The following is a 24138-nucleotide window of genomic DNA, read 5'->3' as shown; positions in this document are numbered from 1 at the left end:
GCGCCGGAACCGGCACCCGCCCCTCCCCGTCACGCGGTGTCACACGGTGTTACGGGGTGACCGCGCCGATCAGGACGCTGCCGGTGCCCGCGACGGTGCCGCGGGCGTTGACCAGCTGCACCTCGCCGAAGAACTGGCGTCCCTCGGGAGCGGCGCCGGCGACGACGATCTCGGCCGTCACCGTGGCGGACCCGCCGTTGGGCAGGGCGGCCGGCTTGGAGCCGTCGACCTTCACGGTGCCGAGCGCGGACGAGTAGTACACGTCCTTGTAGTCGTACGTGGTGCCGCCCTCGGCCTGGACCGAGTAGCCGTCGACCACGACGGTGTACGTGCCCGCGGCCGGCTTCACCAGGGAGACGGCCTCCTCCGAGTCGCCGTCGGCGGCCTGCGCGACCTGCTTGCCGTCGAGCAGCACGGTCAGGTCGAGGTCGGCGGCCCGGTCGGAGGTGTTGCCGATGCCGATGTCGAGCCGCTCGACGCCCTCGCCGATGGTGACGGTCCGGGTGTGCGTCTCGTGGTGCCGGATGGTCGGCGTCTCGGTCTTCTGCGAGCCGAGGGAGCCGCCCTTGAGGGTGCCCTCGATGCCCGCGAAGCGGTTGGTGACCGTCCACTGGACGGGGGCCGGGGTGCCGACCTTCGCCTCCGGGACGGTCTGGACGGCCGGGGCGAAGTCGACGCCGAGCGCCGAGACGCCCAGGGTGTACGGGTTGTCCAGGTCCGGCGACGTGCGGCGGGCCTCGACCTCGATCTCCCAGACGCCCGGCGTCGGGTTCGGGTAGGAGCGCAGGTCGGGGCGGCAGGTGTTGGCCGGGTTGTAGTGCGGGTAGCAGCCCGTGGTCGCGGTCGGGTCGACGGGGACGCCGACCGGGTGGATCGCGATGAAGCGGGTCTGGCTCTTCGCCTTCAGGCCGGACAGCGCGATCTCCAGCGTCTTGGCGCCCTGCGGCACGGTGACGAAGTGGGAGACGGTGCTGTTGCGCTGCACGGAGCCCTTGGCGGTGAAGCCGTAGCCCGGAGCGGCCAGGTCGCTCGCGACGACCGAGGTGGCGAGGATCTGCTTGTCGACGCCCTCGGTGCGCTCGTCGTCGGCCTCCAGGATGACGCTGTGCACGCCGGCGGAGGACGCCTTGGCCTGGAGCTTGACGGTGACCGGCTTGTTCAGCGGCAGGTGGATCCGGTCGTCGCCGACGATGCGGAAGGTGCCGTCGTTGTACTTGAGGTCCAGGTCGTGCCGGACCGGGCGGTCCGGGCCGCTGGTGCGCGTGATGGTGACGTCGTAGACCCGCTTCTGGCCGACCTTCAGGTCGCCCTCGCGGTCGTACACGCCGGTGCCGGTGCGCGGCGCCGGGAAGATCACGGTGTCGACCGGGGCCTGCACCGTGTAGTCGTGCGCGGTCGCGCCGTCCTTGATGGACTCCCAGGCCTCCTCGATGTCGATGAGGCCGGCGCCCTGCTCGTGCGCGGCGACACCCGGGATGCGCTGGGCGGTGGAGATCAGCGCGGTGCGCAGGGTCAGCGGGGAGAGCGCGATGCCCCGCTGCTTGGCGGCCGAGAGCAGCAGCGCGCTCGCGCCCGCCGCCTGCGGCGAGGACATCGAGGTGCCGTTGAGCATGCCGTAGCCGGCGGGCAGCGCGTAGCCCGACTCGGCGAGGCCGGCGCCCGGCAGCCAGGTCGGGATGGTGTTCACGGCCGAGCCGGGGGCGGTGATCGTCGGGGTGAGGCCGCCGTCCTCGCGCGGGCCGCGGGAGGAGAAGGGGAACATGGCGTACTTCTTGGCGACGGCCGAGCCGTAGTTGGCGGCCCAGGTGTCCTTGGAGACGGCCGCGCCGACCGAGAGGACCTTGTCGGCCAGGCCGGGGTCGCCGATCGTGTTGATGCCGGGGCCCGAGTTGCCGGCCGAGATGACCAGCTGGACGCCGTACTGGTCGATCAGGCGGGTGTAGAGGCGGGCGCGGACGTTGTCGCCGTCGTTCTGCTGCGGCAGGCCGCCGATCGACATGTTGACGATGTCGACGCCGCGGTTGACGACGAGGTCCGTCATGCCCTCGGTGAGGGCGGTGTTGGTGCAGCCGCCGGTCCAGGTGCACGCGCGCGAGGAGACGATCTTCGCGCCGGGGGCCGCGCCGTTCATCCGGCCGCCGAAGAGGCCGTGGGCGGCGGTGATGCCGGCGACGTGGGTGCCGTGCGAGGACTCGACGAGGCCGATGTTGACGAAGTCGGCCTTCTTGCCGACCCAGCTGCCGCCGGCCGGGTCCATCGGGACGTCCTTGCGGATCTCCACGACGAACGGGGTCTTCTCCACGACCTCGGTGGCGGGGTCGTCGGTACCGAAGTAGCCGATCTGGAACCCGTCCTTGTACGGCTTCATCGGCGCGTTGTCCGTGAAGTCGTTGTTCTGGTCGGTGTCCACGCGGACGGTTCCGGCGGCCGGGTCGTACAGCAGGCCGAAGACGTCGGTGGTGTCGCCGTCCCGGTTGATGTCGCCGGCCGGGTCGCCGCCCGCGGTGATCGACTCGGTGAAGCGGCTGAACCGGTACGAGCCCGCCGGGGCCTTCCAGCTCTGCTCGGAGGCGCTGAAGACGGGGCCGGCGACCGGGGTGATCTGGGCGCGCCAGGTGGCGTCGCCCTCGGTCAGCGGGTCCGTGGCGGTGACCCAGTCGACGATCTTGCGCTCGCCGGTGGTGGTCTTCTGGAGGGCCGGGTGGGCGAGGTCGACGCCGGAGTCCAGGACGCCGATGGTCACGCCGCGGCCGTCGGCCCGGGGGTGGCTCTCGACGAAGTCGACCGCACCGGTCTCGTGGGACGGGTTGTACGGGTTCTTCGCCGGGGTCTTCCGGCTGGGCGCCGGGTACGTCTTCTTGACGGTGGTGCCCTCGACGGGGCCCGTCGCGCCGCCCGTGTCCGGACGCGGGTCGTCCAGCGGGATCTCGGCCTGGAGGTCGACGGCCTGGACCGAGGAGAGCTTGGTCGCGGCCCGGATGGCGGCCTCGGCCTTGGCGGTCGGCAGGGTGGCGCGGACGTAGCCGAGCGCGTCCTGTCGCTTGCCGACCGAGGCGCCGGCGACGGCGTCCAGCTGGGCGGCGACCTGCTCGGTGGCGCCGGGGGCGGTGGCGACGAGGACGGTGACGTTCTTCTCGCCGGTCGCCTGGGCCTCGGTGAGGCGCTGGGCGTCGACGGCGCCGAGCTTGTCGGCGGAGTCCGACGCCTTGACCGGGGGAGTGGTCCCGGGGTCGTCGGAGGCGAACGCGGGCACGGTGCCGGTCGCGACGAGCGCGGCGACGAGACCGGTGGCGGCCGCGACGCGCGCCGCCCGTCTCCGCCCGGGCGCCGAGGACCGGGCTATGGGACCCGGAGTCTGGGGGGTGGCCATGTACATCCCTGTCTGTGAAGGAGAGGGTCCGGATATCGGTTCCGGATGACCGCTCAGCCTTTCGTAAACGACAGGGTTTTGGGGAGAGTTGACCGGGAGAAGGTGTGCGTCATGGCGTGAACCCGCCAGCGCGCCCGATGTGCCACGGGGGGTGAATCGGCCCCAACCGGGGCGTCACGCCTCCTTGGAGCGGGCGTGGTGCCGGGCGGCCTTGGCCCGGTTGCCGCAGGCCGCCATCGAGCACCAGCGGCGGGTGCCGTTCCGCGAGGTGTCGAAGAAGTGCAGGATGCACGCCTCGTGGGCGCAGGCCCGGATGCGGTCGGGCGCGGTGTGCAGCAGGTCGAGGTAGTCGCGGGCGGCGGTCCAGCCGGGACCCCACGCCGGGTCCGCGAACTCGGGCTCCTCGCCGGGGCCCTCGGCGGTGAGCGTGGCCCGGATGCGGCCGTGGCCGAGGACGGCGTCGACGTGGGCGGTGGCGGCGGGGTCGCCGGGGCGGTCGACGAGCGCGGCGAGCGCGTCCCGGGCGGCGAGGGTGTGGCGCAGGGTGGCGGCGTCGGCGGCGAACCGCCCCTCCAGGCCGTTGGCGGCGAGCCAGACGGCGAGGCCGTCGACGCCGGTGAGCAGGTCGCGGCGGACGCCCTCCTCGATCCAGCGGGTGTTGAGCAGGTCGAGGGAGACGGGCTCGCCGGTGAGCGGCCGGGGGTCGACGGCGGTCATGGGCGGACACCTTCCTCGTTTTCCTCGCGCACTAACCCCTCAAGAGTACGTGAGCGGTTGACGTCGGCTTCTTCTAACCCCTAAAGTCGAGTTAGAGGGTTAGCCCACTCGGGGCGGCCCGCACGGGAGGGAACCGTCATGTCCGCGATCGGCACGCTCACCACGCACCACGTCGGCATCAACGTCACCGACCTGGAGCGCTCGCTCGCCTTCTACGCCGACGTGCTCGGCTTCGAGGTCATCGGGCGGGGCGCGAAGGAGGAGAGCGGCTACGCCTTCCTCGGCAGGGACGGACGCCTGGTGATCGCCCTCTGGCAGCAGGCCGAGGGCGTCTACGACTCCGGTCGCCCCGGCCTCCACCACCTCGCCTTCGAGGCCGAGTCCATCGAGCACGTCCGCGCCGCCGAGGCCGCGCTCACCGCGCGCGGCACCACCTTCGCGTACGAGGGCGTCGTCGCCCACCAGGAGGGCGCGGCCGCCGGCGGCATCTTCTTCCACGACCCCGACGGCACCCGCCTGGAGATCTCCGTCCCGAAGGGCGCCGAAGCGGCCCCGGCCCCGTCGGGCACGGCTCCCGCCTGCGGCTTCTTCTAGATCCCGCCCGGAAGACCACCCACGGAGGACCCTCATGGACGCCTACCACCCCGGATCGCTCGCCGTGCAGGAACGCGTGGGCGTCCGTGACCTCGCCGAGCACGTGGGCCGCTCCGTCGGCCCCGGCATCCGCCCGGTCGCCGCCGCCTTCCTGGAGGCCCAGCCGATGCTGGTGATCGGCGCGGCGGACGCCGGCGGGCAGGTCTGGGCGAGCCTGCTCACCGGCCCGCCCGGCTTCGCCCGCGCCACCGGCCCGCACACCGTCTCCGTCGCGGGCGGCGTTCCCGCCCGCGACCCGCTCGCCGGCGCGATCGTCCCGGCCGGCACCCCCGTCGGCACGATCGCCCTCGACCCCCGCACCCGCCGCCGCATGCGCCTCAACGGCACCGCCCGGCCCAGCCCCCGCGGCCTCACCGTCGAGGCGGACCAGGTCTTCTCCAACTGCCCCAAGTACCTCCAGAAAAGACAGTGGTACGGCTCCGAGCCCGCGGGTCCCGGGACCGGCACCCCGCACCACGGCGCGGAGCTCACCCCCGCCCAGGCGGCCCGCGTCCGGGCGGCGGACACCTTCTTCGTGGCCACCGCCGCCCCCGACGGCGCCGACGCGAGCCACCGGGGCGGCAACCCCGGCTTCGTCCGGGTCGACGGGCCCCGGGAGCTGAGCTGGCGGGACTACCCGGGCAACGCGATGTTCCTGACCCTGGGCAACCTGGAGTCGGACGGCCGCACCGGCCTGCTCCTCCTGGACTGGGAGACCGGGACGACCCTCCAGCTCACCGGCCGCGCGCACGCCGAGTACGGCCCCGAGGAACGCGTGGTCCGCTTCCGCGCCGACCGCGTGGTGGAGACGCCGGGGGCCAGCCCCCTGCGCTGGTCGCCCCCGGAGTACTCCCCGGCGAACCCGACCACGCCCTGACGCCGGGCCGCCGCGAGCCCGGTCCCACCGGGCGCCGGGCCTGCGGGCTCCCTGGGCTCACGGGCCCACCGGCCCGTAGGCCCGACCGCCTCGTGGTCGCAGTCCCCCAGTCCCCGCCACCGACCGACGACCCCGAGGACCCCGTGCCCACCACCCCGGCCGCAGAGGCCCCCGCCCCCGAAGCCCTCCGAACCCCCGCCGCGCCGGCGGCCCCCCGGCCCCGGCCGCCCGCCCGGCCCCGCCCCCGTGTCCTCCTCGGCGCCACCGCCGCCGCGGTCGCCGTGCTCCTCCTCCTGGTCGCGCTGGGCACCCTCCTCCACCAGCCCCTGCTGATCCCGCCGCTCGCCGCGAGCGCCGCGCTCGTGGCGGGCGCCCCCGACCTGCCGCTCTCCCAGCCCCGCTCGGTCGTCGGCGGCCAACTCCTCTCCGCCCTGACCGGGTTCGCGGTCCTGGCCGTGGCCGGGCCGGGGCCGTGGGGTGCCGCCGTCGCGGGCGGCCTCGCCCTCGGCGTGATGGCCCTCGCCCGCGCCCCGCACTCGCCCGCCGCCGCCACGGCCGTCGTCGTCGCCCTCCAGGCCACGCCCTTCTGGTCGTTTCTCGGCCTTCTCGCCCTCGCCTGCCTCCTCCTGGTCGCCGCCGGCCTCGCGGGCGCTCCCGCGACGGGGCGGACGTACCCCACGTACTGGTTCTAACCTCGTTGCATGAAACAGGAGTTGAGGGTGGCGGCCTACGCCGTGTGCGTCCGGGACGACGAGATCCTGCTCGCCCGCTGGGTGGCGGGCGACGGCAGCAGGCTGTGGACCCTGCCGGGCGGCGGCATGGACCACGGCGAGGAGCCCGTCCGGACCGTGGTCCGGGAGGTCGAGGAGGAGACCGGGTACGCCGCCGAGCCCGTCGCCCTCCTCGGCATCGACTCCGTCCGGCGCTCCTGGCTGCGCCGCTTCGCCGGCCCCGGCGACTTCCAGGGCCTCCGGATCGTCTACGAGGCCCGGATCACCGGCGGCGAGCTGCGCCCCGAGACCGGCGGCTCCACCGACCTGGCCGCCTGGCACCCGCTCTCCGCCGTCCCCGACCTGCCCCGCGTCGAACTCGTCGACATCGGCCTCGACCTGTGGCGGGAGCGGCCCCCGACCGGCCGCTCCCGGCTCAGTGCGCCGCTCGACCCCGCCCTCCCGCCGAACGGCTGAAAACGGCTCAACCGTCCCCGGACCGCTCAACCCTCCCGGCACCCCGGCGAGTCCTGCCCGCCGACCGAGACACACACCGCGCAGAGCCCCAGGGGAGACCGCATGCCGGCCGTCCGCACCACCCGTACCACCCGCACCACCCGTACCGCCGTCGCCGCCGCCCTCGTGGCGGGCCTCACCGCCACCGCCCTCGCCACCCCCGCCCTCGCGGCCCCCGCGCCCGACCGGCACGGCCACGCGGCCACCCAGCGGGCGCTCCAGGCGCAGGTCGACGCGGGCGTGCCCGGCGTCGTCGCCCAGGCCCGCGACGGGCGGAGGAACTGGACCGGCACCGCCGGCGAGCGCGGCGGCGACGACCACTACCGCATCGGCTCCCTCACCAAGACCTTCGTCTCCACCGTCCTCCTCCAGCTCCAGGCCGAGGGCAGGATCGACCTGGACGACCCGGTCGAGAAGTGGCTGCCGGGCGTCGTCCGGGGCAACGGCCACGACGGCCGGCGGATCACCGTCCGCCAGCTCCTCAACCACACCAGCGGCGTCTACGACGTCACGTCCGACCCCGCCTTCCAGGAGAAGGTCTTCGGCCCCGGCTTCCTGGAGCACCGCTACGACACCTGGACCCCGCGGCAGCTCGTCGACGTGGCCCTGGCCCACCCCGCCGACTTCCCGCCCGGCACGAGCTGGAGCTACTCCAACACCAACTACGTCCTGGCCGGCATGATCATCGAGAAGGTCACCGGCCGCCCCTACGGCAAGGCCGTCGAGAACCGGATCATCAAGCCCCTGAAGCTGCGCGGCACCAGCGTCCCCGGCACCCGCCCGTCGATGCCGAGGCCCAGCAGCCCGGCCTGGTCCAAGCTCTCCCAGGACCCGGACGCGCCCGTCCACGACGTCTCCCGGCTCAACCCGTCCGTGGCCGGGGCGGCGGGCGAGATGATCTCCGACTCGAACGACCTCCAGACCTTCTACCGCGCCCTCCTCAAGGGCCGGCTGCTCCCGAAGGCGGAGATGCGGGAGCTGACCGCCACCGTCCCGGTCTCCCCGGAGATCCCGCAGATCCGGTACGGGCTCGGGATCATGTGGCAGAAGCTGAGCTGCGGCAAGGAGATCTGGGGCCACAGCGGCGGCATCCACGGCTCCTCCACCGAGGGCCGCGTCACCCGAGACGGCGAGCACTCCCTCGCCCTGAACCTCAACGCCGACTGGGCGGGCGACAGCAACCTCGTCCTGGAGGCCGAGTTCTGCGGCACCGTGCCCAAGGGCTAGGACCTCACCGGGGCAGGACGACGACGTACGCGGCGGGGTGCCGGTCCGGCGCGGCCATCAGGGCCGTACGGACCACGGTGGCCTGCTGCTCCCTCGCCTCGCGCAGCTTGCGCGGGGTGAGGTGGACGACCGTGATGCCGAGCCGCTCCAGGTGCTCGCGCTTGCGGGTGTGCTCGGACCACAGCTCGTCGTCGTCCTGCCGGGGCGCCCGGGTGTCCAGCTCGACGGCCACCGCCTGGTCCGGCCAGTAGGCGTCCACCCCGCCCAGGTGCGGGCCGCCCGGCAGCCGCAGGTCCACGTTCCACAGCGGGTCCGGAAGCCCGAACTCCCGCACCAGCTCGTACAGCCGCTCCTCGGAGAGCGAGCGCCCCTCGGTGAGCAGCGCGTCCACCGCGTCCACCACGTGCGGCCGGGACAGCAGCCGGGCCCGGCTCAACTCCCGTACGACCGCGGCCGGCTCGCAGTGGCCGCCGCGCACCGCCTCGGTGAGCAGCGCGCGGACCTCCGCCGCCGCCGAGAGGCCCGACACCGCGTCGGCGACGGCGCGGGCGACCGGGGCGACGGGGACGCCCGTGAGCTGGACCGGCTCCGGCGCCTCCGGGGTGCGCACCACCCGCACCCAGCCGGTCGAGCGCAGCCGCCGGGTGCGCGGCACCAGGACGTCGATCCGCTCCAGGGCGGTGAGCGGGGGAGCGGAGGAGAAGCGGTGCAGGGTCAGGGCGGCGAGCCCGGTGATCATCGCCTCCCGTTCCTGCTGCGGCAGGGTCCCGGGCCGACGGGCGTAGAGCAGCGCGGCGTGCAGCCGGTCCTCGCTGGTGGGCGGACCCGGCTGGAGCAGGAAGACACCGGGCAGCAACTGCTGCCAGCCACCGGGCCGGCACCGCGCGGCGACCTCGGCGGCGGGCACGCCCTGCGCCCTCAACTGGGCCGCACTGGCGAGCCGCTGGGTGCGTCCGGTGCGGGCGGAGAGGGGGAGGGGGCGGGGGGTGATGGGGGCGTTGTGGTTCATGCCGGGGGTCTTCCGCTTCCGAAGGCTCCCCTAACCCCTGTTACACGCTCGTCGACAATTGGGGACAAGCTCGCCCTAAAGTACGCGCGTTCGAATGCCGATGAGGTGCCGCGCCCGCGCGCCGACGGGGGCCCCGGGCCGCAGCCCGTGACCCCCGCCGCGACCGGCCGTCCGTCACTCCGCCGCGCGGTCGCACTCCTGGGCGCGCAGGGCCCGGGCCAGGTCGTCGCGGGACTCCAGGACCAGGCGCCGCAGGGCCGGCGCGGCCGACGCGTGGGCCGACAGCCAGGCGTCCGTGGCGGCCAGCGTCGCCGGGTCGTCCTGGAGGCCCGGGAACAGGCCCCGGACCACGTCCATGCCGATCTGGATCGACCGCTCGGCCCACAGGCGCTCGATCGCCGCGAAGTACTTCTCCGCGTACGGGGCGATCAGCTCGCGCTGCGAGGGCTGGACGAAGCCCGCGATCGTCGCCTCGACCAGCGCGTTCGACAGGGCGTCCGACTCCACGACCTGCGCCCAGGCCTGCGCCTTGACCGCCGCCGAGGGGCGCGAGGCGAGCAGCCGCACCTGGTGGCGCTTGCCCGTCGCCGTGTCGTCCCGGGCCAGCTCCTCGCCGATCCGGGCCTCGTCCGCGCGCCCGTGCACGGCGAGCGGCGAGAGGAGGGCCCAGCGCAGCTCCTGGTCGACGTCCAGGCCGTCGATCCGCGCCGTACCGTCGAGCAGCCCCTCCAGGAGCTGGAGATCGGCGTCGGTGGAGGCCGCCGCCGCGAAGAACCGCGCCCAGGTCAGCTGGTGCTCGCTGCCCGGCTCGGCCGCCCGCAGCTCGCGCAGCCCGCCCTCGGCGAGCAGCCGGCCGCCCTCCGCGCGCCACTCCGGGTCCGCGTACAGGGTGACGGCCGACTTCGTCCAGGCGTGCACCATCTGGAGGACGCCGATCTCCGTCTCGCGGCCCGCGAAGGCCAGCACGACGGCGACGAAGTCCCGGGCGGGCATCAGCCCGTCGCGGGTCAGGTTCCACAGCGCCGACCAGCACAGGGCGCGGGTCAGGGGGTCGGTGACGTCGCCCAGGTGCTCCCGCAGGGTGGCGAGGGAGCCCTCGTCGAAGCGCATCTTGCAGTAGGTGAGGTCGTCGTCGTTGACGAGCACCAGGTCGGGCCGCTCCTCGCCCGCGAGGTCGGCCACGACCGTGCGCGCGCCGGTGACGTCCGCCTCGGCCCGCGCGTACCGGACGAGCGCGCCGTCCGCCCCGAGCCGGTACAGGCCCACGGCCGTCCGGTGCGGGCGCAGCTCGTCGCCCTCCTGGAGGACGGCGAGTTCGGTGATCCGGCCCTCGGCGTCGTAGGTGACGTCCGGCGCGAGGACGTTCACGCCGGAGGTCTGGAGCCAGGACTTCGCCCACGCCTTCATGTCGCGCCCGGAGGTCTCCTCCAGGATCGCGAGCAGGTCGCCCAGGCGCGTGTTCCCGTACGCGTGGCGCTTGAAGTAGCGGCGCGCCCCCTCCAGGAACGCGTCCCGCCCGGCGTACGCCACGAGCTGCTTGAGCACCGAGGCGCCCTTGGCGTACGTGATGCCGTCGAAGTTCAGCTTGGCGTCCTCCAGGTCACGGATGTCGGCCGTGATCGGGTGGGTGGACGGCAGCTGGTCGGCGCGGTACGCCCAGGACTTGCGGTTGTTGGCGAAGGTCACCCAGCTGTTCGTGAAGCGGGTCGCCTCGGCGTTCACGAAGGAGCCCATGAAGTCCGCGAAGGACTCCTTCAGCCACAGGTCGTCCCACCACACCATGGTGACCAGGTCGCCGAACCACATGTGCGCCATCTCGTGCAGGATGACGTTGGCCCGCGCCTCGTACGAGGCCTGCGTGACCTTGCCCCGGAAGACGTACTCCTCGCGGAAGGTCACCATGCCCGGGTTCTCCATCGCGCCGAGGTTGTACTCGGGGACGAAGGCCTGGTCGTACTTCCCGAAGGGGTACGGGAAGTCGAAGTTGTCGTGGAAGAAGTCGAAGCCCTGTTTGGTGACCAGGAAGACGTCGTCCGCGTCGAAGTGCTTCGCGAGCCCCTTGCGGCACATCGCCCCGAGCGGGATCTCCAGGTCCCCGCGCCGGTAGGTGTCCGTCACGTAGTGGTACGGACCGGCGACCACGCAGGTGATGTACGTGGAGATCGGCGCCGTCTCCGCGAACCGCCACACCCCGTCGGCGTCCCGCTCCCCGGCGCCGTTCGACCAGACCGTCCACTCCTCCGGCGCGGTCACCGAGAAGCGGTACGGCGCCTTCAGGTCGGGCTGCTCGAAGTTCGCGTACACCCGGCGGGCGTCGGCCGGCTCGTACTGCGTGTAGAGGTAGACCTCGCCGTCCTCCGGGTCGACGAAGCGGTGCATGCCCTCGCCGGTCCGGCTGTAGGCGCACCGCGCGTCCACGACGAGCGTGTTCTCGTCCTCCAGGCCGTCGAGCGCGATCCGCGCGCCGTCGAAGACCTCCGCCGGGTCGAGCGACCGCCCGTTCAGGGTCACCGCGGTCACGGCGGGGGCGATCAGGTCCGCGAAGGTGCTCGTGCCCGACCCCGTGCGGCGGAAGCGGATCGTCGTCACCGAGCGGAAGGTGCGCACCGCCTCGTCGGACTCGCCGACCGCCGAGCGCAGGTCGAGCTCGACCTCGTACCCGTCGACGGACAGCAGCGCCGCCCGCTCGCGGGCCTCGTCGCGGGACAGATTCTCACCGGGCACGGTCACTCCTTCGTGGCACGTTCGAAACAGCACCGATCCTCCCATGTGCCCCTGTCGCCCGGCGCACGGGAATGCCCTTCCGGGTGCGTGGCGTTCTTCCCCATCGGCGCACCACGTTCCTTTCCCGCGGCCGTACCGAGGAGTGACATGTCCGAGAGCAGGACCACCGCAGACTTCTACTTCGACCCGCTGTGCCCCTGGGCCTGGATGACCTCCCGCTGGATGCTCGAAGTGGAGAAGGTGCGCCCGGTCGACGTGCGGTGGAAGGTGATGAGCCTCGCCGTGCTCAACGAGAACCGGATCGACGAGCTCCCGGAGGAGTACCGGGAGATGCTGCGGACCAAGGCCTGGGGCCCGGTCCGCGTCGTCATCGCCGCTCAGGAGCTGCACGGCGACGAGGTCGTCGGCAAGCTCTACACCGCGCTCGGCACCCGCTTCCACAACAACGGCGAGGGCCCGACCCGCGAGGCGATCGCCGGCGCCCTGAAGGACGTCGGCCTGCCCGAGGACCTGGTGGAGTACGCCGACAAGGACACGTACGACACCGAGCTGCGCGCCTCCCACAAGGAGGGCATCGACAAGGTCGGCCAGGACGTCGGCACCCCGGTGGTCGCGGTGCCCGGCCCCGACGGCGACGAGGTCGCCTTCTTCGGCCCGGTCGTCACCCCGACCCCGCGCGGCGAGGCGGCGGCCCGGCTGTGGGACGGCACGCTGCTCGTGGCGTCGACGCCGGGCTTCTACGAGATCAAGCGCACCCGCACGGCGGCGCCCAGCTTCGAGTAGCCACCGGCCCCGTACGGACAGAAGAACCCCCGCGATTCACGTCATCGCGGGGGTTCTTCCTCATTCCGCCCGCACGTGAAGGTTGAGAAGACGATCACGAGTGGGACGACGGGGTCCGTCGGTCAGGACGGGGTCGCTCAGAAGGAGATCAGCGGGACCGAGGCCTTGGCGGCGTGGTAGCGCTTGTTCACGTCCTGCCAGTTGACGACCTGCCACATGGCCTCGATGAAGTCGACCTTCTGGTTCTTGTACTGCAGGTAGAAGGCGTGCTCCCAGGCGTCGAAGACCAGGATCGGGACCGAGCCCTGGCCGACGTTGCCCTGGTGGTCGTAGACCTGCTCGACGATCAGGCGGCCGCTGATCGGCTCGTACGCGAGGACGCCCCAGCCGGAGCCCTGGGTGGTCGCGGAGGCCTTGGTCAGCTGGGCCTTGAACTTCGCGAAGGAGCCGAAGGACTCGGTGATCGCGTCCGCGAGGTCACCGACGCCGTCGGCGGCCAGCGGCTCGCCGCCGCCCCCGTCCTTCGGGCTGTTCATGTTGTTCCAGTAGATGGAGTGGAGGATGTGGCCGGAGAGGTGGAACGCGAGGTTCTTCTCCAGCCCGTTGATCGAACCCCACTGGTCCTTGTCGCGGGCTTCCTCCAGCTGCTCCAGGGTGTCGTTCGCGCCCTTGACGTAAGCCGCGTGGTGCTTGTCGTGGTGCAGCTCGATGATCTGCGGATTGATCACCGGCTCCAGCGCCGCGTAGTCGTACGGCAGCTCGGGAAGTGTGTAGATCGGCATGTGCCCGGCCCTTCGACTGCTCCTGCTTATTGCAACCTGTATGCAGGTGCAGGCTAACAGCAGGTGCGCCGAGTAGTTGATCAGCCCTTCGTCCTAGGTCTCGTGTCCCGGCCCGTTCTTTCCTCCGGGCACGGGAAAACCCCCGGACCGGGCGCGGTCCGGGGGTTTCTCCCCTCGGTACGGGACGGGGGTCAGGAAGTGCGCTTCCGTGCCGCCTTCTGGCGTACGAGGCCGACGGCCGCGAGCAGCAGGGTCAGGCCGCCCGTCCAGTACAGCTGGACGCGGGTGCCCTCCTCGCGGGCCATCAGGACGAAGACCACCGTCATCCCGGCCAGCGCCACCCACGTCAGGAACGGGAAGGCCCACATCCGCACGACCAGCTTCTCGGGCGCCTCGCGCTCGGTGCGGCGGCGCAGCACCAGCTGGGAGGCGGCGACGAAGAACCAGACGACCAGGATGATCGCGCCGATGGTGTTGAGCAGCCAGACGAAGATGTCGTCCGGACGCCAGTAGCTCAGCAGCACGCAGCCGAAGCCGAAGAGGGAGGAGACGAGCACGGCCGGACGGGGGACGCCGCCGAAGGTGCGGCCGAGCGCCTTCGGACCCTGGCCGCGCGCGACCAGCGAACCGGCCATGCGGGAGGCGCCGTAGATGTTGGCGTTCATCGCCGAGAGCAGGGCGACGAGCACGACCACGTTCATGATCTGGCCGGCGCCCGGGATGCCCAGGTGGTCGAGGGTGGCGACGTACGGGCCCTTCTCGACGACCGCCGCGTCGTCCCACGGCACCAGGGTGACGATGACCGCCATGGAGCCGATGTAGAAGAGTGCGATCCGCCACATCGCCGTACGGACCGCCTTGGCGACGCCCTGCACCGGGTGCTCCGACTCGGCCGCCGCGATGGTGACCGTCTCCAGGCCCCCGTACGCGAAGACCGAGGCGAGCAGGCCCACGATCAGGCCCTCGGAGCCGTGCGGGAAGAAGCCGCCGTCGCCGGTGAGGTTGGCGGTGCCGGGGGCGTCCGCGCCGGGCAGCAGACCGGTGATCGCCAGGACGCCGATGCCCAGGAAGAGGACGATCGCGCCGACCTTGAGCGCGGCGAACCAGAACTCGAACTCGCCGAAGTTCTTCACGGCCGCCAGGTTGGTGGCGCAGAAGACCACCATGAAGAGCGCGACCCAGGCCCACTCGGGGCTGCCGGGGAACCAGCCGGTCATGATCTTCGCCGCGCCGATGCCCTCCAGGCCGACGGCGACGCAGAGCAGGAACCAGAAGGCCCAGCCCGAGGTGAAGCCCGCCCAGGAGCCGAAGGCGCGCTCGGCGTGGACGGAGAAGGAGCCCGAGGCCGGGTTCGCGGCGGACATCTCGCCGAGCATCCGCATCACCAGCATCACGAGGATGCCGGAGAGGGAGTAGGCGATGACGATGGAGGGGCCGGCGGCGGCGATGCCGGCGCCGGAGCCGACGAAGAGGCCGGCGCCGATGACGCCGCCGAGGGCGATCATCGAGAGGTGGCGCTGCTTGAGGCCGTGGGAGAGCCCCTCGGCGGGGGCCGCGCCGTCGTCCTGGCGGTCGACGGAAGCGGGCGCGGTGGTCCGGGACATGGGCCGCCCTGTTCACTGGCTGGGACGGGGGAACGGGCCACAGTCTGGGCGGGCGCACCGCTGAGAGGGAACACGTGTCCGCTATACGGGCACGGGCTTCACACAAGGTGAAGATCCGGTTCCGATTCGTGGACGACCTCCGTACGCGGGCGCGTCCGCGTTCAGCCCCGCTCCCGTCCCGCCCGCAGCTCCCGCACCCACGCCACGAGCAGCACCGCCCCGGTCGCCGCCGCCGACCACAGCACCTGCGGCCGCGCCCCGTCGTCGTACAGCATCAGGACGAGCACCGCGCCCATCGCCGCGAGCGCCACCCACGTCAGCCAGGGGAAGCCCCACATGCGCAGGGTCAGCGTCTCCGGCGCCTCCCGCTCGATCCGGCGCCGCAGCCGCAGCTCCGAGACCGCGATCAGGCCCCACACGAAGAGCAGCACCGCGCCGACCGCGTTGAGCATGTAGAGGAAGACGGAGTCCGGCCACTTCAGATTGAGCAGCACGGAGACGAAGCCGAAGGCCACCGAGGCGAGCACCGCCCGGCGCGGCACCCCGCCGCCCGAGACCTTCAGGAGCCCCTGGGGCGCCTCCCCGCGCTCGGCGAGCGAGAACACCATCCGGGAGGAGCCGTACAGGTTCGCGTTGAGCGCCGAGAGCAGCGCCACGAAGACCACCACGTTCATGATCTGGCCCGCCGCCGGGACCCCGATCGCGTCCAGGACCGCCACGTACGGCGACTCGCCCGGCTTCATCGACGTCCAGGGCAGCAGGGTCACGATCACCAGCATCGAGCCCACGTAGAAGAACAGGATCCGCCACACGGCGCTGCGCACCGCCCGCGCCACGTTCCGCGCCGGGTCGTCGGACTCGGCCGCCGCGATCGTGACGACCTCCAGGCCGCCGAAGGCGAAGACGACGGCGAGCACCCCCGACACCACCCCCGACCAGCCGTTGGGCACGAAGCCGCCCTGCCCGGTCAGGTTCGCGAGCCCGACCGGATCGGTGTCCGGGAGCCAGCCGGCGATCGCGAGGACGCCCAGGACCAGGAAGAGGACGATCGCGCCGACCTTGAGGGCGGCGAACCAGAACTCGAACTCGCCGAAGTTCTTCACCGCCGCCAGGTTGGCCAGGGTGAACACCACCATGAAGGCCAGGACCCAGCCCCACTGCGGGACCCCCGGCACCCAGCCGTGCGCGATCCGGGCCGCGCCCGTCGCCTCCACCGCGAGGACCACGACGAGCAGGAACCAGTACAGCCAGCCCACCGAGAAGCCGGCCCAGCGGCCGAGCGCCCGCTCCGCGTGCACCGAGAACGCGCCCGACGCCGGCATCGCCGCCGACATCTCGCCCAGCATCCGCATCACCAGCATCGCGAGCGCGCCCGCGATCAGGTACGAGAGCACGATGGCCGGCCCGGCGACGGCGATGCCGGCCCCCGAGCCCACGAAGAGCCCCGCGCCGATCACCCCGCCGAGCCCCAGCATCGTCAGGTGACGCTGCTTCAGGCCGTGGGAGAGGGGCTCCGGTTCGGTGAACGGAGAGGGCGGCGGGGCGTCGGGCATGGTGGGGGGCTCGTGCTCTCGGGAGACGGTGCTTTATGGAGACTCCACAGTCTCTCCGCTGACCTCCCTCCGGCGCAAAAGGGGCGTCTCCCAGCGAGTTGCCAGTGACAAGGGTCACGTGGCGCGCGGCGTGAAAACCGTCCTTTGTCGAAACCCCATGAAGCGGCTGGCTCCGGCTTTGTCGGCCGCTGACGGTGATCGGACGTTCACTCCTGGCATAGCGTCAACCTGTCCTTCCACCCTCACCCCCGCGGAGTACCGATGAGCACCGCCGCCGCCCCCGCCCGCTCCCTCCGGCCGGGCATCGTCCTCGCCGACCTGATCCCGGCGAGCCGCGCCCGCGACATCACCCTCGTCGTCGGCGGCGCCGCCCTCACCGGTCTCGCCGCGCAGCTCTCGGTCCCGGTCCCCGGCTCCCCGGTCCCGGTCTCCGGCCAGACCTTCGCCGCCCTGCTCGTCGGCACCGCCCTCGGCGCCCGCCGCGGCTTCCTCTCCCTCGCGCTGTACGCGGTGGTCGGCATGGCGGGCGTGCCCTGGTTCGCGCAGGGCACCTCGGGCTACGGGATGCCGTCCTTCGGCTACATCCTCGGCATGCTCCTGGCCGCCACCGTCGTCGGCGCCCTCGCCCGCCGCGGCGCCGACCGCTCGGTGCTCCGCACGGCCGGCGCGATGGCCCTCGGCTCCGCGCTCGTCTACGCGGTCGGCGTGCCCTACCTGGCCCTCGCCACCGGCATGACCCTCGGCCAGGCCGTCTCCGCCGGCCTCGTCCCGTTCCTCATCGGCGACGCCCTCAAGGCCGCCCTCGCGATGGGCGCCCTCCCGGCCGCCTGGAAGCTCGCCGGCCGCAGGGGCTGAGCCCCGACACGGCACACGGAAGGGCCCCGGCGAGTGCGCCGGGGCCCTTCCGTGTACGCACGCGCGCGTGCACGGCTCACACGTAGGCGAAGTACCGGTCCATCCACCGCAGGGGCACGGTCTCCTCGTCCTCTTCTTCGTCCCCCTCGGAGGAGGCGAAGAACGGCGAGTCCTTGTCGAGGGTTTCCAGGAACGCGGCGAACGCCTTGTCCCCGTAGAGGTCCACGACCCCGTCGTACTCCTCCTGGAGCAGTTCGACGGGCACGTGGACGCAGTCCAGCGCGGCGCAGACCCCGTCGAGCCAGTCGAGGACCTCCGCGCCCGGCGTCTCCTCGCGGGACGGCGCGGGGCCGACGAGGGTCCAGGCGGCGACGAAGGGTCCGTAGTTGCTCATCCGCACTTCGAGCGGCCCCTCCGTCCCCGCGTCCTCCGCCGGGACCACGACCGCGCCGTAGTAGGAGACGTCCTGCCCGCGCTCGGTCCGGGCGGCGGGGCCGAAGCGCTCGCGCGCGGCGTCGAGGAGCCGCCCGAACCGCTCCTCGGCGGCCGCCCAGTCGTAGTCGGCGGGGGCGTCCCCGGGGAAAGGGGCGTCATGGCGGCGCAGGAGCGCCCTGACCCGGTCGTGCGGCAGCATGCCGCCACCCTTCCAGTCGCCGGGCGTCAGCGGCGAGCGGATTTCCCGACCCGCTCACGGGCCGGCGCGACCTTCGTCGGGGTCGGTTGCGTGTTCATGGACGCTTCCTCGGGTGTGGGGGGTGCCCGGGTCGCGAGCCCGGGCGTCCAACCCCGGGGAAGGGGCTGATCGGAAGGTCGTATTCCACATCGTTGTGCGAACGGCCGCGCGAGGAGCGAAGGTCCGTACCAGGCCGGACGGAGGTCCCGACCCCGCTGCCCACCACCCCGCTCCGGACGTGCCACACTCGGCACCATGCGCGTCTACATCGGTTCCGACCACGCCGGCTACGAACTCAAGAACCACCTCGTCGAGTGGCTGAAGGCCCACGGCCACGAGCCCGTCGACTGCGGCCCCCACATCTACGACGCCCTCGACGACTACCCGCCGTTCTGCCTGCGTGCCGCCGAGAAGACGGCCGCGGACCCGGACAGCCTCGGCATCGTCATCGGCGGCTCGGGCAACGGCGAGCAGATCGCCGCGAACAAGGTGAAGGGGGTGCGCGCCGCCCTCGCCTGGAGCGAGCAGACCGCCGCCCTCGGCCGCGAGCACAACAACGCCAACGTGATCTCCGTCGGCGGCCGGATGCACACGCAGGAAGAGGCGACCAAGTTCGTCGAGATCTTCCTCAACACCCCGTACTCCGGTGACGAGCGCCACACCCGCCGGATCGACATGCTCACCGCCTACGAGAACACCGGCGAGCTCCCCCCGATCCCGGCCCACCACCCGCAGGAGCCGACCGCCTGATGCCCGAGGGGCACACCATCCACCGGCTGGCCGCCGACCACCGCGAGCGGTTCGGCGGCCGGCCCGTGCGCGTCTCCAGCCCGCAGGGCAGGTTCACCGACTCGGCCGCCCTGCTCGACGGCGCCGTCCTGGAGACCACCGAGGCCCACGGCAAGCACCTCTTCCTGGGCTTCGCCGGCCGTGGCTGGATCCACATCCACCTCGGCCTCTTCGGCAAGGTGACCTTCGGCGACGCCCCCGCTCCGCCGCCCACCGACACGGTCCGGCTGCGGCTCGCGAACCCCGACGCGTACGTCGACCTGCGCGGCCCCACCACCTGCGCCCTCATCACCGACGCCGAGAAGCGGGCGATACACGACCGGCTCGGCCCCGACCCGCTCCGCGACGGCGACGACCCGGACAAGGCCTGGCGCCGGATCTCCACGTCCCGCACCACCGTCGCCGCCCTCCTCATGGACCAGAAGGTCGTCGCCGGCGTCGGCAACGTCTACCGCGCCGAGGTCCTCTTCCGGCACGGCATCGACCCGTACCGCACCGGCAAGGACCTCACCGAGCGGGAGTGGGACGCGATCTGGGCCGACCTCGTCCTCCTCATGCGCGAGGGCGTACGCCTCAACCGCATCGACACCGTACGGCCCGAGCACACCCCCGAGGCCATGGGCCGCCCGCCGCGCGTCGACGACCACGGCGGCGAGGTGTACGTCTACCGGCGCGCCCACCTGCCCTGCCACGTCTGCGGCACCGGCATCCGCACGGCGGACCTGGCCGCCCGCAACCTCTTCTGGTGCCCGGGCTGCCAGACCCGCTAGGAGCCCTCCGCTAGAACCCGTGCGGCAGCCACGGCGCGACCGGCGAGCCGAACGCCACCGACGCCTCCACCAGCGCGCCCTCCCGCAGCTCCCGCACCCGCCCGGCCGCCGCCAGGGACGTCAGCGGCACACCGCCCAGGTACGCCGCCCCCAACTCCCGCACCGAGAGCGACAGGTCCGCCGGGTCCGAGGTCCGCACGCAGCTCGCGCCCTTCGCGTCCCCGGTCAGCCGCCAACGCCCCTCGTTCCACGGACAGAACGCGTCCTCCACCTCGAACACCACGTCCACCGGCGCCTGGTACGTCCGCGCCTCCAGGGCCGGACCCACCTCCACCAGACGCACGTGCAGCGCGTCCCGCAGGGTCGGCTCGCACCGCCGCACGTCGTCCACCAGGTGCTGCCAGCCGTCGTCCACCGGCCGCCCCCAGACCCGTACCGACGCCGTCAGGTCCACCGACCACAGGAACCGCCACAGCGCCGCCTCCGCCACCGGGTCGAGCGCCATCAACTGGCGCACGTTCACCGAGCCGTCGGCCCCCGCGAACGACCAGTCCGGCTTGACCGCGTAGTGCGCGAACCCCACGACCTCCCCGTCCCGCTCCGCCAGCACGCACAGCCGCGGCGACGCCCCGCCCCGCTCGCCCTCCGGATCGATCAGCGGCAGCCGCTCCCAACCCGGCCGCCGGGCGAGCATCCCCGGCCGCGCGGACACCCGGCGCGCGTACACCGCCTCGCACGCCGCCGAGGACTCCGCCGGGTCCGCCTGCCGCAGCACCACCCCGTCCACGCCCTCCGGCACCGCCAGCCGCACCCGGTTCGTGTCGATCACGGCCCGCAGCGAGTACGACGCGATCCCGTAGCCGAACCGCCCGTAGATCCCCGGCTCCGACGCCGTGAGCACCGCGAGGAACTCGCCCGCCGCCCGCAGGTCGTCCAGCTGCCGCCGCATCATCGAGGTCAGGATCCCGCGCCGCCGGTGCGTCCCCGCCACGCTCACCATCGTCACCCCGGCCGCCGGCACCGACGCCCCGCCCGGCACCGTGAGCCGGAAGGAGAACGACCCCGTGGTCCCCACGCACAGATCCCCGTCCCAGGCGCCCAGGGAACGGTCGAACTCGGTCAGGTCCCGCCACAGCCGTCGCTCCTCGGGGGACTCGGCCACCCCTCCGAAGGCGAGTTCGAGCACCCCGTACCAGCGGTCCCATTCGATCGGGTCGAGAACCCGCAGCTCAGTAGTCATGTCCCCAGTCATATGCCATCGATATCAGCGACCCGCGCCCGGGGCGACCCGGTTTCGCGCACATTGTCACCGGGGTACCCCTGCACGACTCCGGACGGGATGGATAGGGTCCGGGCCATGGGACACCGCGACGGAGTGAGCGCGTACGCGGCCCGGGCACGCAGGCGCGTGCGCCGGGCCCGCGTCGCGCTGCGCAAGTCCGCCGTGGACTACTTCCGCGGCGACGGCGCCGACTGGCTCGCCTTCGTCGGGCTCCTCCTCACGATCCCGGCCATCGCCGCCGGCACCCTGATCGACCCCGTCTGGTGCTCGCCCACCGCGCTCGCCCTGCCGATCGTGGCAGGCGGCCTGCTGCTGCGCCCCGCCAGCCTGCTCGGCCTGTACGCGGCCGCCGCGGGCGCCCTCATCGTCGAGTCCGTGGTCCTCGGCCCCTACACCCAGGGCCCCGCCCGGGTCACCCCCGGCACCGTCCTCGTCGTCGCCGCCTGCGGCCTCTTCGGCCTCCTCATCGCCCAGTTCCGGGCCCGCGTCGGCGTGCCCTGGCGGCGCGGCGGCACCATGCTCTTCGACCTGCGCGAACGCATCCGGGTCCAGAGCGCCCTGCCCCGCCTCCCGCAGGGCTGGCACCGCGAGATGGCGCTGCGCCCGGCCGGCGGCCAGTCCTTCTCCGGGGACTTCGTCGTCGCCGCCCGCACCCACGGCGGACGCACCCTGGAGGTCGTCCTCACCGACGTCTCCGGCAAGGGCATGGACGCGGCCTCCCGCTCCCTGCTGCTCTCCGGCGCCTTCGGCGGCCTCCTCGGCTCGCTCCCGCCGCACGGCTTCCTGCCCGCCGCCAACGGCTACCTGCTGCGGCAGAACTGGGACGAGGGCTTCGCCACCTCGATCCACCTCGTCCTGGACCTGGAGTCCGGCGACTACGAGCTCTACTCGGCCGGCCACCTGCCCGCCCTCCAGCTCCACGCGGGCAGCGGCCGCTGGGAGGAGAAGGAGGCCGAGGGGCCCCTCCTCGGCGTCTACGACGGCGCCGAGTTCCACCCGGTCAAGGGCTCCCTGCGCCCCGGCGACGTCCTGATGCTCTTCACCGACGGCCTGGTCGAGGCCGCCGACCGGGACATCGCCGAGGGCATCGACCGGCTCACCGGCGAGGCCGACCGCTGCGTCACCGACGGCTTCGACGGCGTCGCCTGGGACCTCATCGAGGCCGTCGCCAAGGACGTCAACGACGACCGGGCCCTGCTCCTGATCAGCCGCCGCGCCCACTGAGGACGCCTCCGGGCACGCCCGGACACGGGGGCGGTCAGGACGACTTCGCCGCCGCGTCCTTGCGGAAGGCCCAGGCCATCTCGGGCTCCGTCACCCACTTCAGCGCCTTGCGCACCGGGGGCGTGCAGAGCAGGGTCATCGTGACCAGGGCGACCAGGGTGACCACCACCCGGCCCGGGTCCGTGGTGAGCCACGGGTGGTCCTTGAAGACGTCCAGGTACTCGGCCCCCCGGATCAGGAAGCCGTGCAGGACGTAGCCGCAGATGGTGCCGGCGCCGAGGACGGTGAACCAGCGCCGGGTGCCCGGCACGAGGGAGAGGAACGCCGCGGACAGCACCAGCGTGCCGACGAGGAGGACCGCGACCAGGAACATGCCCCAGCCCACGCCGGCGCCCAGCTCCTGCACGCTGCGGGAGCGGTAGAACCAGTTGAGGTAGAAGGTCGGCGCCTGCCAGTAGAAGAACGGCACCGCGGCGACGAGCACGACGGCCGAGGCGATCCGCACGGGCCTCCGCCGCAGGAGGGCGAAGTGCTCCGGCTTCATGCTCAGCCCGATCACGAAGTACGGCAGGAGCTGGAGCACCCGGGTCAGGTCCAGGGCGGCGCCGATGGACGGGGTGACCGTCGCGAGCCCGGCGATCACCAGGGAGGTCGCCACCGGCCACCGCACGACCCGCCAGAACGGGGTGGTCAGCCGCCAGACGAACAGCGCGATCAGGAACCACATCAGATAGGTGGGGTGCAGCAGGCTGAAGGGCCGGAAGCTGCCGGTGCCCCACCGGGTGAACAGCGTGTACGCGGCTTCGAAGAGGAGGTACGGCACGGCGACGCCCGTGAGCAGGCGCTTGAGCTGGTCGGGCCGCCCGGTGAAGCTGCGGGACAGGTAGCCGGATATCAGGATGAAGACCGGCATGTGGAAGGTGTACACGAGCATGTAGAGCCCGCGGGTGGCCTGGCTCCCCGCGATCACCGTGGGCCAGGTGTGGCCCATGACGACGAGCAGGATCGCGAGGTACTTCGCGTTGTCGAAGTAGGGGTCGCGTCCGGCGGGCTCGTGCCCGGCCCCGCTCCGCGACGCTGTCGCCGGGGCCGTCGGCGCGCGCTCCGCCTCTCCGTGTCCGGAGGGCGGGGCGCTGACGATGTGGTGTGTGGCGGAGGACATCGCTGGACCCTAACCGCGCACTTAATTCGGTCAAACCCTCCCCGCGGCAACGGACATCGAGGGAGGAACCGGTTGCTGTTCGCCCATATGTTCCCGGTTGATAGGCCGTACGCCCGGGTAAAACGGGCTTGGTTGTACGGGTGTGCCCTTTCTCTCCTCCACCCCGCCGCCGAGGGGCGTCCGCGGTCCGCCCGCCCGACGGTTCGTCACCGGGCGGCGTGGGCAAAGGGGTTGATGGCACCATGGGAGCAGCGGGGGCGCGGGTGACGCGCGGCCCCCGGACGGCAAGGCGGAACCGACCGAGGGTGTGATCAGTTGTGGCCATTTCGCTGTCTGTGGTGTTGCTCCTGGCAATCATCATGGTGGTGCTGATCCGCGGGGGGAACCTCAAGGCGGGCCCGGCCATCGTGGCGGTCCTCTTCGGCTTCTTCCTCGCCTCCACCGGCATGGCCGACGACATCCAGCGCTTCCTGGACTCGATAACGCAGACCGTGGCGTCCATCAAGTTCTGAGGGCGCTCCCGGGGGTACGACACGGGGCCCGGACCGCGAGAAGCGGTCCGGGCCCCGGGCCATCTGGAGCGGGTGACGGGAATCGAACCCGCGTAGCTAGTTTGGAAGACTAGTGCTCTACCATTGAGCTACACCCGCACAGCATCGCGCCGCAGGTCATGAGGACCGCGGCACGAAGAGCATGTTACCGGGTCCGCGACCGTCCTCGCACACCCCGTGAAAGAGGGGGCGCCGCACAGTCCCCGTACATGTACCCTACGTGTCGCACCGACGGGGTGTGGCGCAGCTTGGTAGCGCGTCCGCTTTGGGAGCGGAAGGCCGTGGGTTCAAATCCCGCCACCCCGACCATGACGATCACCTGCCCGT

General features: G+C 72.6%; 21 protein-coding genes and 2 tRNA genes. 12 read left to right on the top strand and 11 right to left on the bottom strand.

Features of this window, described 5'->3' with window-relative positions; translation table 11 throughout:
* Positions 1–49 precede the first annotated feature (49 nt).
* Together CP977_RS11860 and CP977_RS11855 are read right to left on the bottom strand one after the other, a co-directional pair.
* Positions 50–3370 carry a S8 family serine peptidase gene (locus tag CP977_RS11860; RefSeq protein ID WP_152370063.1) on the bottom strand — a complete coding sequence of 1107 codons (3321 nt, stop codon included), beginning with the start codon at positions 3368–3370 and terminating at the stop codon, positions 50–52.
* A gap of 174 nt (positions 3371–3544) precedes the next feature.
* On the bottom strand, positions 3545–4087 hold the full coding sequence (locus CP977_RS11855; RefSeq protein WP_152370062.1) for a CGNR zinc finger domain-containing protein: 543 nt from the start codon (positions 4085–4087) through the stop codon (positions 3545–3547).
* A gap of 138 nt (positions 4088–4225) precedes the next feature.
* On the opposite strand from CP977_RS11855, the gene CP977_RS11850 reads away from it, so the two are divergent.
* From CP977_RS11850 to CP977_RS11830, 5 genes are all read left to right on the top strand, one after another.
* Positions 4226–4681: a VOC family protein gene (locus CP977_RS11850; protein WP_109185958.1), complete on the top strand. Its 456-nt coding sequence runs from the start codon at positions 4226–4228 to the stop codon at positions 4679–4681.
* A gap of 34 nt (positions 4682–4715) precedes the next feature.
* Positions 4716–5597, top strand: coding sequence for a pyridoxamine 5'-phosphate oxidase family protein (locus CP977_RS11845; protein WP_152370061.1), 882 nt, complete (start codon positions 4716–4718; stop codon positions 5595–5597).
* Between the two features lie 143 nt (positions 5598–5740).
* Positions 5741–6289: an HPP family protein gene (locus CP977_RS11840; RefSeq protein ID WP_152371550.1), complete on the top strand. Its 549-nt coding sequence runs from the start codon at positions 5741–5743 to the stop codon at positions 6287–6289.
* A 9-nt stretch (positions 6290–6298) separates the two neighbouring features.
* Positions 6299–6784, top strand: coding sequence for an NUDIX hydrolase (locus tag CP977_RS11835; protein ID WP_062755633.1), 486 nt, complete (start codon positions 6299–6301; stop codon positions 6782–6784).
* Positions 6785–6886: 102 nt separating this feature from the next.
* Positions 6887–8050 carry a serine hydrolase domain-containing protein gene (locus tag CP977_RS11830; protein WP_152370060.1) on the top strand — a complete coding sequence of 388 codons (1164 nt, stop codon included), beginning with the start codon at positions 6887–6889 and terminating at the stop codon, positions 8048–8050.
* Between the two features lie 4 nt (positions 8051–8054).
* Here CP977_RS11830 and CP977_RS11825 read toward each other — a convergent pair whose 3' ends face one another.
* Positions 8055–9059: a hypothetical protein gene (locus tag CP977_RS11825; protein ID WP_109185954.1), complete on the bottom strand. Its 1005-nt coding sequence runs from the start codon at positions 9057–9059 to the stop codon at positions 8055–8057.
* Positions 9060–9233: 174 nt separating this feature from the next.
* On the bottom strand, positions 9234–11783 hold the full coding sequence (gene pepN / locus CP977_RS11820) for an aminopeptidase N (RefSeq protein WP_062755639.1): 2550 nt from the start codon (positions 11781–11783) through the stop codon (positions 9234–9236).
* A gap of 147 nt (positions 11784–11930) precedes the next feature.
* Between pepN and CP977_RS11815 the strand changes: the two genes are divergently transcribed.
* Complete coding sequence (locus CP977_RS11815) at positions 11931–12566, top strand: mycothiol-dependent nitroreductase Rv2466c family protein (protein ID WP_062755641.1); 636 nt, start codon at positions 11931–11933, stop codon at positions 12564–12566.
* 137 nt (positions 12567–12703) lie between these two features.
* Here CP977_RS11815 and CP977_RS11810 read toward each other — a convergent pair whose 3' ends face one another.
* The 3 genes from CP977_RS11810 to CP977_RS11800 form a co-directional block, all read right to left on the bottom strand.
* The gene (locus CP977_RS11810) at positions 12704–13348 is read right to left on the bottom strand and encodes a superoxide dismutase (RefSeq protein WP_030210654.1); all 645 of its coding nucleotides are present in this window, start codon (positions 13346–13348) and stop codon (positions 12704–12706) included.
* A gap of 191 nt (positions 13349–13539) precedes the next feature.
* Positions 13540–14952, bottom strand: a complete 1413-nt coding sequence (locus CP977_RS11805) for an amino acid permease (RefSeq protein ID WP_152370059.1) — start codon at positions 14950–14952, stop codon at positions 13540–13542.
* A gap of 161 nt (positions 14953–15113) precedes the next feature.
* A complete protein-coding gene (locus CP977_RS11800) occupies positions 15114–16505 on the bottom strand; it encodes an amino acid permease (RefSeq protein WP_152370058.1) in 1392 nt (463 codons plus the stop codon).
* Positions 16506–16766: 261 nt separating this feature from the next.
* Here CP977_RS11800 and CP977_RS11795 point away from each other — a divergent pair, with 261 nt between their 5' ends.
* Positions 16767–17360, top strand: coding sequence for a biotin transporter BioY (locus CP977_RS11795; RefSeq protein ID WP_152370057.1), 594 nt, complete (start codon positions 16767–16769; stop codon positions 17358–17360).
* Positions 17361–17436: 76 nt separating this feature from the next.
* Here the strand turns inward: CP977_RS11795 and CP977_RS11790 are convergent, their stop codons facing one another.
* On the bottom strand, positions 17437–17994 hold the full coding sequence (locus CP977_RS11790) for a hypothetical protein (RefSeq protein WP_109185950.1): 558 nt from the start codon (positions 17992–17994) through the stop codon (positions 17437–17439).
* A gap of 294 nt (positions 17995–18288) precedes the next feature.
* Between CP977_RS11790 and CP977_RS11785 the strand changes: the two genes are divergently transcribed.
* Positions 18289–18783, top strand: a complete 495-nt coding sequence (locus tag CP977_RS11785; protein WP_152370056.1) for a ribose-5-phosphate isomerase — start codon at positions 18289–18291, stop codon at positions 18781–18783.
* Entirely contained in the window at positions 18783–19592 is an 810-nt protein-coding gene (locus CP977_RS11780) for an Fpg/Nei family DNA glycosylase (protein WP_062755656.1), read from the top strand. Before CP977_RS11785 ends, CP977_RS11780 begins: the two co-directional genes overlap by 1 nt.
* A gap of 10 nt (positions 19593–19602) precedes the next feature.
* Here the strand turns inward: CP977_RS11780 and CP977_RS11775 are convergent, their stop codons facing one another.
* Positions 19603–20832: a GNAT family N-acetyltransferase gene (locus CP977_RS11775; protein ID WP_109186125.1), complete on the bottom strand. Its 1230-nt coding sequence runs from the start codon at positions 20830–20832 to the stop codon at positions 19603–19605.
* A 117-nt stretch (positions 20833–20949) separates the two neighbouring features.
* Here CP977_RS11775 and CP977_RS11770 point away from each other — a divergent pair, with 117 nt between their 5' ends.
* On the top strand, positions 20950–22098 hold the full coding sequence (locus CP977_RS11770; protein ID WP_229991636.1) for a PP2C family protein-serine/threonine phosphatase: 1149 nt from the start codon (positions 20950–20952) through the stop codon (positions 22096–22098).
* 34 nt (positions 22099–22132) lie between these two features.
* Here CP977_RS11770 and CP977_RS11765 read toward each other — a convergent pair whose 3' ends face one another.
* Positions 22133–23260 (bottom strand): acyltransferase family protein, encoded by a 1128-nt coding sequence (locus CP977_RS11765; RefSeq protein WP_152370055.1) that lies wholly within the window; start codon positions 23258–23260, stop codon positions 22133–22135.
* Between the two features lie 317 nt (positions 23261–23577).
* Here CP977_RS11765 and CP977_RS11760 point away from each other — a divergent pair, with 317 nt between their 5' ends.
* Positions 23578–23772, top strand: coding sequence for a hypothetical protein (locus CP977_RS11760; RefSeq protein WP_062755669.1), 195 nt, complete (start codon positions 23578–23580; stop codon positions 23770–23772).
* 64 nt (positions 23773–23836) lie between these two features.
* Here CP977_RS11760 and CP977_RS11755 read toward each other — a convergent pair.
* Positions 23837–23910 (bottom strand) — tRNA-Gly (locus CP977_RS11755).
* Between the two features lie 133 nt (positions 23911–24043).
* Here CP977_RS11755 and CP977_RS11750 point away from each other — a divergent pair.
* A tRNA-Pro gene (locus tag CP977_RS11750) sits at positions 24044–24120 on the top strand.
* Positions 24121–24138 lie beyond the last annotated feature (18 nt).

The sequence above is a fragment of the Streptomyces cinereoruber genome (assembly GCF_009299385.1).
Taxonomy (GTDB): domain Bacteria; phylum Actinomycetota; class Actinomycetes; order Streptomycetales; family Streptomycetaceae; genus Streptomyces; species Streptomyces bikiniensis.
Note: the sequence above shows the minus strand (reverse complement) of the source record. Positions and strands in the feature narration are given on the sequence as shown.